General features: G+C 68.5%; 14 protein-coding genes. 3 read left to right on the top strand and 11 right to left on the bottom strand.

The annotated features are described in order from the left end of the window. Positions 1-699, bottom strand: a 699-nt coding sequence (locus tag E1J61_RS26555; RefSeq protein WP_207951256.1) for a DNA translocase FtsK 4TM domain-containing protein, incomplete at its 3' end; no start/stop codon positions are given. A 208-nt stretch (positions 700-907) separates the two neighbouring features. On the opposite strand from E1J61_RS26555, the gene E1J61_RS26550 reads away from it, so the two are divergent. After that, on the top strand, positions 908-2128 hold the full coding sequence (locus tag E1J61_RS26550) for an EAL domain-containing protein (protein WP_133096925.1): 1221 nt from the start codon (positions 908-910) through the stop codon (positions 2126-2128). A 16-nt stretch (positions 2129-2144) separates the two neighbouring features. Here the strand turns inward: E1J61_RS26550 and E1J61_RS26545 are convergent, their stop codons facing one another. The 3 genes from E1J61_RS26545 to E1J61_RS26535 form a co-directional block, all read right to left on the bottom strand. Continuing rightward, positions 2145-2711, bottom strand: a complete 567-nt coding sequence (locus E1J61_RS26545; protein ID WP_133096917.1) for a DUF4136 domain-containing protein — start codon at positions 2709-2711, stop codon at positions 2145-2147. 102 nt (positions 2712-2813) lie between these two features. Next, positions 2814-3224: a DoxX family protein gene (locus E1J61_RS26540; protein WP_133096916.1), complete on the bottom strand. Its 411-nt coding sequence runs from the start codon at positions 3222-3224 to the stop codon at positions 2814-2816. Positions 3225-3442: 218 nt separating this feature from the next. After that, positions 3443-4390, bottom strand: coding sequence for a LysR family transcriptional regulator (locus tag E1J61_RS26535; protein WP_133096915.1), 948 nt, complete (start codon positions 4388-4390; stop codon positions 3443-3445). Positions 4391-4508: 118 nt separating this feature from the next. On the opposite strand from E1J61_RS26535, the gene E1J61_RS26530 reads away from it, so the two are divergent. Beyond that, positions 4509-5129: an FMN-dependent NADH-azoreductase gene (locus tag E1J61_RS26530; RefSeq protein ID WP_133096914.1), complete on the top strand. Its 621-nt coding sequence runs from the start codon at positions 4509-4511 to the stop codon at positions 5127-5129. A 206-nt stretch (positions 5130-5335) separates the two neighbouring features. After that, positions 5336-6625: an ergothioneine biosynthesis protein EgtB gene (egtB, locus tag E1J61_RS26525; protein WP_133096913.1), complete on the top strand. Its 1290-nt coding sequence runs from the start codon at positions 5336-5338 to the stop codon at positions 6623-6625. Positions 6626-6651: 26 nt separating this feature from the next. Here the strand turns inward: egtB and E1J61_RS26520 are convergent, their stop codons facing one another. The 7 genes from E1J61_RS26520 to tmk form a co-directional block, all read right to left on the bottom strand. Next, on the bottom strand, positions 6652-7059 hold the full coding sequence (locus tag E1J61_RS26520; RefSeq protein ID WP_133096912.1) for a YkvA family protein: 408 nt from the start codon (positions 7057-7059) through the stop codon (positions 6652-6654). A gap of 13 nt (positions 7060-7072) precedes the next feature. Continuing rightward, positions 7073-7831, bottom strand: a complete 759-nt coding sequence (locus E1J61_RS26515; RefSeq protein WP_133096911.1) for an ankyrin repeat domain-containing protein — start codon at positions 7829-7831, stop codon at positions 7073-7075. Further along, positions 7824-8618: a TatD family hydrolase gene (locus E1J61_RS26510; RefSeq protein ID WP_133096910.1), complete on the bottom strand. Its 795-nt coding sequence runs from the start codon at positions 8616-8618 to the stop codon at positions 7824-7826. Before E1J61_RS26510 ends, E1J61_RS26515 begins: the two co-directional genes overlap by 8 nt. Positions 8619-8642: 24 nt before the next feature. Then, positions 8643-9167: a GNAT family N-acetyltransferase gene (locus E1J61_RS26505; protein ID WP_133096909.1), complete on the bottom strand. Its 525-nt coding sequence runs from the start codon at positions 9165-9167 to the stop codon at positions 8643-8645. 37 nt (positions 9168-9204) lie between these two features. Beyond that, positions 9205-9609: a PilZ domain-containing protein gene (locus tag E1J61_RS26500; protein ID WP_133096908.1), complete on the bottom strand. Its 405-nt coding sequence runs from the start codon at positions 9607-9609 to the stop codon at positions 9205-9207. 98 nt (positions 9610-9707) lie between these two features. Beyond that, positions 9708-10721 (bottom strand): DNA polymerase III subunit delta', encoded by a 1014-nt coding sequence (locus E1J61_RS26495; protein WP_133096907.1) that lies wholly within the window; start codon positions 10719-10721, stop codon positions 9708-9710. Between the two features lie 28 nt (positions 10722-10749). Beyond that, positions 10750-11361 carry a dTMP kinase gene (gene tmk, locus E1J61_RS26490; protein WP_133096906.1) on the bottom strand — a complete coding sequence of 204 codons (612 nt, stop codon included), beginning with the start codon at positions 11359-11361 and terminating at the stop codon, positions 10750-10752. Between the last annotated feature and the right edge of the window lie 4 nt (positions 11362-11365).

Below are 11365 nucleotides of genomic sequence, written 5' to 3'. Positions count from 1 at the left end.
TGCCGGCGCCGCCTGCGCAACGGCCTGGGCCGCGCCTGCCGCAGCGGAGGTTCCCGCGGCGCGCGCGGTCTTGCCCGCGGCCGGCGCATCGGCAGCATGCAGCCAGATCTCGCCCGGCTGCGGCGGCGATTCACGGGTACGCCGCGGCGGCTGCCACGCGGGCTGGCGCCGCGCCGAAACCGCTTCGAAACTGCGGTGGCGCTGGGGCGGCGCGCTCCAGTTGCCCTGGGCGCCGGTGGCGGCCTCGCGGCGCTCGGCTTCGCGCGGCGCCTGCGGCGTGAAAGTATTGGCGAACGGGTTGGTGAAGGCCGGCGCCGGCTCGTCTGCCGGGGCATCAGGGTCCGCCGCGCGGCGCGGCTTGCGCGCGAACAGGCTGCGCCAGGTTTCGCCGAACACCATCGGTGCCGCCAGCGCCAGCACGCCCAGCATCAGCAGCAAGGCACCGGTCCAGCCGAACAGGTTGCCGAACATGCCGGCAAGCGCGCGTCCCGCGGAACCGCCCGCGCTGGACTCCGGGTCGGACCCGCCGGTGAGCGCCTCCAGGCTGGCGCTGGCACACAGCACCGCCAGCGTACCGAGCCAGGTACGCAGCGAGCCCGGCCCGGCCAGACGGCGATCGCCGGCAAGCCAGCGCCCGGCCATCCGCCAGACCAGCGGCAGCACCCAGAAAGTCGAGAATCCGAACCAGCCCAAACCCATTATCGACATGCCATGTTCAAAACTACGGGCAGCGATTGTAGCGGGTATGGCAGCGGGTCATTGAACCGGAAAGCGCAAATATTCGTAACGCAGCGCGTTTCACCGGCTATATCGCCAATTTCGCTGCGCCATGGCGACAGCCCCACTGCTGGCCGGCGCGCCGATGCCGCGCTACCATGCCCGGATGCGCTCGCCGCGCCCCCCTCCCATGCCGATCCGTTACGCTACCCTGCGCATCCTCGTTGTCGAAGACCACCCGTTCCAGCGGCTCGCCGCCGAGGGACTGCTGCGGCAATTGGGGGTGCAGACGGTGGTGTCGGCGCAGAGCGGCATGCAGGCCGCCGAGTTGCTTGGCCGCCAGCCGTTCGACGCCGTGCTGTGCGACATCGAGATGCCTGGCGGCAATGGCCCGGAACTGATCGCCGAACTGCATCGCCGCGGCGCGCAGGCGTTTGCCGCGGCACCGCCGGTCTGGGTCTGGGTTACCGCGCTGGCGGATGACATCCTGGAATCGAATCGCAGCCTGGCGCACGCCGCGGGCATTGCGCGCGTGCATGCCTTGCGCAAGCCACTCGCGCGCGATGCCGTGGAAGAGGTCCTGGCCGCCGTGCTGGCGCCCGGCCCGGATGACGACGCACGAATGCCCGCCTGCTTGCCCGACGATGCCGAGCTGACCGCCGCGGCGCGCTCGGGCGACGGCCTGCTGGTGATGCTGCAGCCGCAGCACGACCTTGCCAGCGGCCGGCTGGCCGGCGCCGAAGCGCTGGTGCGCTGGCGCCATCCGCGGCACGGACTACTGCGGCCCGATGCCTTTGTCCCGCGCCTGGAAGCGCTGGACGCCGCCCACCTGGTGTTTGAATTCGTCGTGCGCCAGTGCCTGGCGGCACAGCAGCAACTGCAGGCCGCAGGCATCGACATCACGCTGGGCATCAACGCGTCGGCGCAAACCCTGTGCCGGCCGGGCGTGCTGGAACAGCTCGATACGCTGGTGGCGGCCAGCGGCGTGTCGCCGCGCGCATTGACGGTGGAACTGACCGAAGGCTATCCCGTGCCCGACACGGTGGCGCTGTCGGTCGCGCTGAACCGGCTGCGGCTGATGGGCTACGGCGTGGCGATCGACGATTTCGGCATCGGCATCGCCACGCTCAAGCTGCTGGCGGACCTGCCCTTCACCCAGCTCAAGCTGGACCGCTATTTCGTCGCGCAGATCGACGGCCACGGCCAGCGCGAAGCCATTTGCCGCCACATGATCGCAATGGCGCGCGACCTGGGGCTGGAGTGCGTGGCCGAAGGGGTGGAAACGGAATCGCAGCGCGCAGCACTGCGCGCGCTGCGCTGCCCGCTTGGCCAGGGCTACCTGTGGTCGGCGCCCAAGCCCGTCGATGCCTTTATCGCCGAGGCGATCGAGCGCGCGCCGCGGCCCGGCTAGTGCAGGCTAGCGCGGGCTATTGCCCCGCGCGGAACGGGTACTTCGCGAAGATCTGCCCCACGACCTTGTCGATGCGCTGCTGCGCATTGGTCTTGTCGCCGGTATCGACGCTGCCCACCGCCACGCCTTCCCACACCAGCTTCTTCTGGCGGGCATCGACCAGGTCGATATTGAGCGTGCCTTCGGTGTAGGTATAGACGTCGTTGTAGAAGCCGTAGCCGGGCCACGGCGCATAGAGGCCGCCGCGATAGCCGTAATAGCCCATCATCGGCGCCGGCGCCGGGCTGACCTGGACCTTTTCCTGCAACCGCGTGTTGAAGTTGACCAGCAGGTCCGGGGACTGCTGCGCGTAGCGGTAGCCGCGCGCGGTCATCTCGCGCTGTACCGCGCCCTTCAGGTACTGGGTGGTCAGGCTCTCGTATCCCTGTCGGTCGGTGCCCGGATGCTCGACGAAGCCGAAGCTGCGGTAGGCGCTGAAGTCGGCCGAGCGATTGTAGTCGGTCTTGATGTCGGGCGCGCTGGCGCAGCCCGCCACGGTCAGCGCCACCGCCACCAGCGGAAAGGACAACCGGAAGGATTTCACGATACGTCTCCAGAGGCCACGGCCACGCGTTCACCCGGCACCCCTGCCCATCCGCGCGGGGCCGGAACGCCACGGTGCCGCGCGGCGCCAGACCCGCGGAAGCTAGTTGAGCTTCCCGTTGATGCCGCCCACGCTGAACCTGCCGGCGCCCAGCAACGCCACAGCCAGCGCCGCCCCCAGGAACATGCCCTGCAGCTCCAGCGCCCAGCCGCCGGTCTTGGATAGCGCGCCGAATTCGGCGCTGTGCACCAGGAACAGCGCAAACAGCATGTTGATGGCGACGATGATCGCCGCCAGCCGGCTCCACAACCCGATGATCAGCAGGATCGGCGCCACCAGCTCGCCGATATAGACACCATAGGCAACCCAGGCCGGCAACCCCGCATCCGCGACCACCTTCGACACGAAACCGATGCCGGATGCGCCGGTCACCTTGGCGATGCCGTGCATCAGGATCAGCACGCCAAGCACGATGCGCAACAGCGCCTTGCCCAAATCCTGAGAGCCACCCATGGCCATTCTCCTTGCCGAGTTTTTTGGGAACGGTCCGGCTTCCATGCGCCTTTACCCTCACGCGCAGGTGCCGCCCCTGTACCTTAGTGCGAGCCGGCGTGAAGGTAAAGCCGCAATTGCCAGACTTGCCCGTGGCGCGCCGATGACCCGCGCGGCCGAGATCCGTGCGACGTCCGCCCTCTCGCCGATCACACACACGCTCTCGGACGGGGCGCGCGCTAGACCACCCTGTGCATGGCCGGCTGCCTCGGTTCAACCATGCCGACCTTGCGCGCGCACTCGGGCAGGATCTCGCCCAGGAAATCGAGAAAGCGCCGGGTCGCCGGCGTGACGCCCTTGCGCGACGGGAACACCGCGTGCAGCGTGCCGACCGGCATCTCATACTGGGGCAGCAGCAGTTCAAGCTGGCCGCTGTCGATGGCATCGCGGCAGTACATGCGCGGCAGCATGGCCACGCCCACGCCGGCGATCGCGGCCTCGCGCAGCAGCGCGAATTCATCGGTGACCAGGCGCGGGTCGTAGGCGATCTGGATGGTCTCGCCGGGCTGGCAGCGCAGCATCCAGACATGCTTGCCGTCATGCGGGTGCTGGCCCACGCCGGGCATGCCGTCGAGCGCCTGCGGCGTGCGCGGCCGGCCGATGCTGTCGAGCAGCGCGGGGCTGGCCACCAGCATCAGCTGGCTCTCGCCGAAGGTGCGCACGGCCAGGCTCGAGTCTTCCATCACCTCGCGCACACGCAGCGCCAGGTCGAAGCCCTCGGCGATCACGTCGACACGCCGGTTGGTCGCCTCCAGCTCGATCCGCACCGCCGGGTTGGCCCGCATGAAATGCCCGATGGCCGGCGCCAGCAGGATCTGCGCTATCGCCACCGGGCAGCTGACGCGCAGCGTGCCGCCAGGCTGCTCGCGCGCCTGCTCGATCACTTCGCGCGCGGCCTGGGCTTCGTTGAGCATGGCCCGGCAGCGTTCGTAGAACGACTCGCCAAGCGGCGTCACGCGCACCTGCCGTGTGGTCCGGCGCAGCAGCTGCACGCCCAGGTCGCGCTCCAGCTGGGCGATGCGCCGGCTCAGGCGCGACTTGGGGACGCCGGTGGCGCGGCTGGCCGCCGAGAAGCTGCCGTGTTCCACCACCTGCGCGAACAGGGACAGGTCGTTGAGGTCTTGCATGACGGTTTGGCTTGGCGTTGCATCGATAGAACAATCATTTGCATTTTGCCTCACTACCGATACCAATGGCCAGCCAGTATCTTTCCTCCATCGCAACCGCCCCTTCGTGGAGAAAGACATGAACATCCTGCAGATCGATTCCAGCGTCCTCGGCGACAACTCCGTTTCCCGCAACCTGACCGCCAGCGTGGTGGCCGACCTGGTCGCGGCCAACCCTGAAGCGAAGGTCACCGTGCGCGACCTGGACCGGGATGGCCCGGCGCACCTGTCGGGCAACCTGCTGCCGGTTCTGGGCGGTCCCAAGGATGGCCTGAACGCCGTGCAGCAAGCCGAGCTGGAGCGCACCGAGCAGTTCCTGGCCGAATTCCTCGCCGCCGACGTGCTGGTGCTGGGCGTGCCGCAGTACAACTTCGGCATCCCGAGCCAGCTCAAGGCCTGGATCGACCGCATCGCACAGGCAGGCCGCACCTTCAAGTACACCGAGAACGGCCCGGTCGGCCTGGCCGGCGGCAAGCGCGTGATCGTGGTGTCGTCGCGCGGCGGCGTGCGCCAGGATGCAAATTCGCTGGACCTGCACGAAGTCACCGTCGACGTGGTGCTGCGCTTCCTCGGCATCACCGACATTACCTACGTGCGCGCCCACGGCCTGGCCATGGGTCCGGAGTTCCGCGAAGCCGGCCTGGCCAACGCCCGCACCGAAGTCGCGGCGCTGAACGACGCCACCCGGCTGGCCGCCTGAACGGCTTGCTGGAATGGCTGACTGAAGCCAGCGGGCAGCCGCGCGCCGTGTAGGACGGCGCCTGCTCGCCCCGGCAACGGATCGGGTCTATGATGGATCGGGGCGCTACGGCGCCCCGCGTGCCATTGGCGGCACGCTGGCGCAGCCAGCAAGGACGCGCCCGCCGGCCGCCTGCAGTCATCGATCGATCCATTCCGGGAGCCCGCATGACTTCAGCCCTGTTGCCCGCCGCCGCCCTCCATCCTCCGCACGAACCCGCCCTGCTTTCGCAGTATCGCCACGTCCGCGCCAGCACCGAGACGCTGGTGGCCGACTTGTCCGATGCCGATGCCACCGTGCAGTCGATGGACGACGCCAGTCCGGCGAAATGGCACCTGGCGCACACCACCTGGTTCTTCGAGGAATTCGTGCTGGCCGCGCGCATCCCCGACTATGAGCCGGTGGACCCGGACTACCGCTACCTGTTCAACTCCTATTACGAGGCAGTCGGCCCGCGCTATCCGCGCCCGCAGCGCGGCCTGCTGACGCGCCCGTCGCTGGACGAGGTGCTGGCCTACCGCGAGGCCGTGGACGAGTCGATGATGGCGCTGCTCGGCAGCGCCCAGACCGACGCCGAGGCCGCGCTGATCATGCTCGGCCTGCAGCATGAGCAGCAGCACCAGGAACTGCTGCTGACCGACATCCTGCACCTGTTCGCGCAGAATCCGCTGCGGCCGGCCTTTGCGCCGGAACTGCCCGAGCCGGTGATTGCCGACCCGCGCCCGGCGCCCGACTGGATCGGCTTCGACGGCGGCGTGGTCGAGATCGGCCATGGCGGCGAGAGCTTTGCCTTTGACTGCGAGGCGCCGCGCCACAAGGTCTACCTGCAGCCGTTCACGCTGTGCTCGCACCCGGTCAGCAACCGCCAGTGGTTCGAGTTCATCGACGACGGCGGCTACCAAACCGCCGGCCTGTGGCTGTCCGACGGCTGGCGCTGGGTCGGCGAGCAAGGCATCCAGGCGCCGCTGTACTGGGAAGCGCGCGAAGGCACATGGTGGCAGATGACGCTGCGCGGCATGCATCCGGTCGATCCGGACAGCCCGGTCACCCATATCAGCTTCTACGAGGCCGACGCATTCGCGCGCTGGGCCGAGCGCCGGCTGCCGACCGAGGCGGAATGGGAGCACGCCGCGCGCAGCCTGCCGGCCACGGGGAATTTCGTCGAAGGCCGCGCGCTGCGGCCGCTGCCGGACCGGCAGAACACCTCGGGCGTGCTGCGCCAGATGTTCGGCGATGTGTGGGAATGGACCGGCAGCGCCTTCCTGCCCTACCCCGGCTTCCGCCCGAACGCCGGCGCGGTCGGCGAGTACAACGGCAAGTTCATGAGCAGCCAGATGGTGTTGCGCGGCGGGTCGTGCGTCACGCCCGAATCGCATATCCGGGCAACCTACCGCAACTTCTTCTACCCGCACCAGCGCTGGCAGTTCACGGGCGTGCGGCTGGCGGACGACGTCTAGAGGCTGTGCCCGCTGTCAGCGCGCTGTCAGCGCGGCGCCAGCCAGCGCCAGGCCAGCCACGCCAGCACGCCCCACAGCAGCACGATCACCACGGCGGCCGCGCGAATGCGCGGCCGTTGCGCATGGGTGGCCTGCCAGGCCTCGGCGCGGCCGCGGCATTCCTCGGTGACCGCGGGCGGAATCATCCGCAAGGCGAGCCAGATGCCCACCGGCACCAGCACGACATCGTCGAGGTAACCCAGCACCGGGATGAAATCGGGAATCAGGTCGATCGGGCTGAAGGCATAGCCGACCACCAGCACCGCCAGCAGCCGCGCGCCCCGTGGAGTGCCGGGGTGGCGAGTGCAGAACCACAGTGTCAGCAGGCTGGCCTTGAGCCGCCGTGCCCACTGGCGCAGCCGGCCCGGTGCGGCCGGGGCGGGGGTTGCATCCATGCCGGGGCGCGCCTTACCAGCCCTTGGTCTGCGGCGCAGCCGGCGCGGTGGCGGGACGCTGGCCGCCCGGCGTCCCGGTGGGCGCCTTCAGCGGCGGCGCCGGCACGATCGGCGTCTGCGGATACATCTTCTGCCAGCGCGACTTCAGCCCGTTGGCGATCTCGGCCTGGTTGTAGCGCTCGGCAAAGTCGATCACGGTCATGCCCTGCTGGTTCTTCAGGCGCATGTCGGCGCCTTCGTCCAGCAGCAGCTTGACGGTCTCGATATGGCCCGCGCGCGCGGCCATCATCAGTGGCGTGGTGCCGTTGGGCGACTCGGCGTCGATATACGCGGCATGGTCGACCAGGTACTTGACCACGTTGTTGTGGCCATTGGTGGCGGCGTAGTGCAGCGGGGTCCAGCCGGTCTTGTTGATCTCGGCCTCCATCTCGTCGACCATCAGCTTGACCATGTCGAGCTGGCCCTGCAGCGCCGCCATCATCAGCGGGGTCTCCCCGGCGGGGTTGGCCTTGTCGAAATCGATGTCCTTGGCGCGGATCAGCACCGTTGCCACCTTGAGCGACTTCTCGCGCAGCGCCAGCACCAGCGCCGGGTTGCCGCGGCTGTCGACGATATTGGGATCGACGCCCTTGGCCAGCAGCTTCCTGACGGTATTGGCATCGTCGAACTCGACCGCCTTGCGCATGTCGTCGGCCGGCGCGGCCTGCGCCAGCGTGGCCGCCACCAGCACCACGGCGCCGGCGGCACGGCGGACAGACTTCAGGTCAAACATGAGCATTCCTGTCGATGTGCGTGAATAGGTTAAAGAAATTTTCCGTGGTCTGCTCAGCCACCTGCGCCACCGGCACCCCCCTCAGCTGCGCAATGAACTCGCCTACGTGGCGCACCCAGGCCGGCTCGTTGGTCTTGCCGCGGTATGGCACGGGTGCCAGGTAGGGTGAATCGGTCTCGATCAGCATGCGGTCGAGCGGCACCTTGCGCGCGGTCTCCTGCAGGTCGGCGGCGCTTTTGAAGGTGACGATGCCGGAAAACGAGATATGGAAGCCCTGGTCCAGCGCCTGCCGGGCGACGTCCCAGGTCTCGGTAAAGCAGTGCATCACGCCACCCGCTTCGCCCGCGTTCTCTTCGCGCATCAGCCGCAGCGTGTCGTCGGCGGACGAACGGGTATGGATGATCAGCGGCTTGCCGGTCTGGCGCGCGGCACGGATATGGTTGCGGAAGCGTTCGCGCTGCCATTCCATGTCGGCGATGCTGCGGCCGTTAAGGCGGTAGTAGTCCAGCCCGGTCTCGCCGGTGCCGACCACGCGCGGATGCGCCGACAGCTCGACCAGGCGCTCGACGGACGGGTCCTCCCCCTCTTCATAATCGGGATGCACGCCGACCGAGGCATACAGGTTGGGATGCTGCTCGGCCAGCGCCAGCACGCGCGGGAAGTCCTCCAGCGTCACCGAGATGCACAGCGCATGCGTGACCTGGTTGGCGCGCATGTTTTCCAGCAGTTCGGGCAGGCGCGCGGCCAGCTCGGGGAAATCGATATGGCAATGGGAATCGACAAACATGGGAATTCTCTTGTCTTCGGCCGCTCAGGCCGGCTGCCCGCCATCCACGCGGAGGCCGAGGATGATCAGGTCGCGCTCGACGCCGTCGAGCACGGCCACGCGCGGCAGGTCGCCCCAGCGGGTAAAGCCCATCGCGGCGAACAGGCCCAGGCTGGGGGCATTGTGCCCAAAGATGAAGCCGAGCAGCGTATTCACGCCGACCGCGGGCGCATGGTCGATGGCCTGCTGCAGCAAGTACCGGCCCAGCCCCTGGCCCCGGCGCTCGGCGTCCAGGTAGATCGAGACCTCGGCGGTGCCGCCATAGGCCGGGCGGCCATAGAAATCCGAGAAGCTCATCCAGCCGGCCATGCGGCCGTCGGCATCCTCGCACACCCATAGCGGGCGGCGTCCGGGCTGGTGGGCGTCGAACCAGGCCTGGCGCGAGGCCACGGTGACCGGCTCGGTGTCGGCGGTGACCATGCGCGACGGCACGGTGCTGTTATAGATCGCCACGATGCCCGGCAGGTCGCGGGGCTCGGCAATGCGCAGGGAAAAACGGGAAGAATTCATTAACTATCAATGGATTGCGAAGCTATCTTCGCAATCCTCATATGGTTTGCGTGGGGCGCCCGGATTCCAGCATCTTGCCCAGGATCTCCTCCACTGTGCGGCGCAGATTGCGCCCGTTGTCGTCGTCGGGGAAGTGTACGCCGACGCCGGGGGTCTTCATCGGCGTGCCCGCCGGGGTGATCCAGGCCACCTGGCCCGCGATCTGGTACTTCTGCGGCCGGTCCAGCAGGGACAGCACCAGAAACACCTGCTCGCCCAGCCGGAACGGCCGGTTCGACGGCACGAAAATGCCGCCGCGCGCCAGGAATGGCATATAGGCCGCGTACAGCCCGGCCTGATCCTTGATCGACAACGACAGCACGTTGGGACGCGATGCCGCGCCGCTGCCGGTCGGCGCGCCCAGCGGGGCGCCCGGCGGTGCCCCGGTGACTGCAGTGTTCATGGTTGACCCCCTGAATGACGATGCTGCTTGTTACTGCTTGTTGTTATGGTGTTGCCCCGAAACGGCACTGCGTAGCGGCACTGCGTAGGGGCGCTGCCTTATCGGAACAGCTGCCGGTACTCCAGGAATACTGCCTCCATCACCAGCCTTGCCGCCAGCGGATGGTTCTCGCTGCGGCGATGCGCGGTCAGCCGCGTCGCGTAGGCCTGCAGCCGGTGCGCGTCGGTGGCCCCGGCGCAGCGCGCCAGCGCGGCGTGCTCCTTGGGGAAGTAGCGCGGCGCGGTGCCGCCGGCGCCATCCAGCCGCAGCTTCAGCAGATCGTACGTCCAGCGCTGCAGGATGCCAAGCACGGCGGGCACCGGCAGCTTTTGCAGTTGTTCGGCGGCTGCAGAGGCGTCGAACGCGGCGCCCGCGCCCAGCTGGCTGACCAGCAGGCGTTGCAGCGGCTGCTCCTCGGCCTCGGCCGCGTGCAGCGCGGTCAGCGGCGAACCGCCGGCCTGCGCCAGCTGGGCCTCGGCATCGGCAACCCCCTGGCCCTGCAGCCACGCGAGCGCGGCCTCCGGCGTCGGGCGTTGGGCCGAGAACTGGCGGCAGCGCGACAGGATGGTCGGCAGGATACGGTCGAGCCGGTCGGTCACCAGCAGGAATACGGTCGACGGGGGCGGTTCCTCCAGTGTCTTCAGCAGCGCGTTGGCGCCCTCGGTCTGCAACGCATCGAGCGGATACACGACCACCACGCGCAGGCCTGCGCGGTGCGTGCCGACGCCCACCGCCTCGATCAGCGCGCGCACCTGCTCCATGCGGATGATCTTGCTCGGCGCCTTTTTCTTGCCGCCTTCGTCGGTATCAGGCTCGGCCGAGGCATCCAGCGCCTCGGGGCGCACCACGGTGAAATCAGGGTGATTGCCCTGGCTGAACCAGTGGCACGCGGAACACTGGCCGCAGGGCTGGCCGTCGGGCCGCGGCGCTTCGCAAAGCAGGCCTTGCGCGAAATGCAGCGCCAGGTCGCGCTTGCCGATGCCTTGCTGGCCATGGATCAGCAAGGCATGCGGGAGCCGTTCGCGCAGGATGCCGAGCCGTTGCCAGTCTTCCTTCTGCCAGGGATAGAGCATGTGAATCAGGGAGTATAGTGCCGTCAGATCAAAGGGTTGCGATAATCTGATCGAGTTCTTCTCGAATTGCGTCGATGCTGCGCGTGGCGTCGATCACGCGGAAGCGCCCCGGTGCCGCCGCGGCCCGGCGCAGGTATTCGTCGCGGGTGCGCTGGAAGAACGCACGCGATTCCGCCTCGAACTTGTCCGGCGCCCGGGCTCCGGCCAGCCGCTCGCTGGCGGTTTCCAGCGGCACGTCGAATAGCAGCGTCAGGTCCGGCTGCAGGCCGTCCTGCACCCAGTCTTCCAGCACTTCGAGCCGCTGCGTCGGCAGGCCCCTGCCCCCGCCCTGGTAGGCAAAGGTGGCATCCGTGAAGCGGTCGGAGATCACCCATTCGCCACGTGCCAGCGCGGGGTCGATGACCTCGGCGATATGCTCGCGGCGCGCCGCGAACATCAGCAGCGCCTCGGTCTCGAGGTGCATTTTCCGGTGCAGCAGCAGCTGGCGCAGGTCTTCGCCCAGCGGCGTGCCGCCCGGCTCGCGGGTGGTGACCACGGCGGGAATGCCGGCGCGCGCTCGCAGCCGTGCCGCCACCCAGTCGATATGGGTGCTCTTGCCGGCGCCGTCGATGCCTTCGAAAGTGATGAATTTTCCGCGCATGGAA

It is taken from the genome of Cupriavidus sp. L7L (genome assembly GCF_004353535.1).
GTDB classification, from domain to species: domain Bacteria; phylum Pseudomonadota; class Gammaproteobacteria; order Burkholderiales; family Burkholderiaceae; genus Cupriavidus; species Cupriavidus oxalaticus_A.
This window is presented reverse-complemented; position numbering and strand designations above follow the sequence as displayed.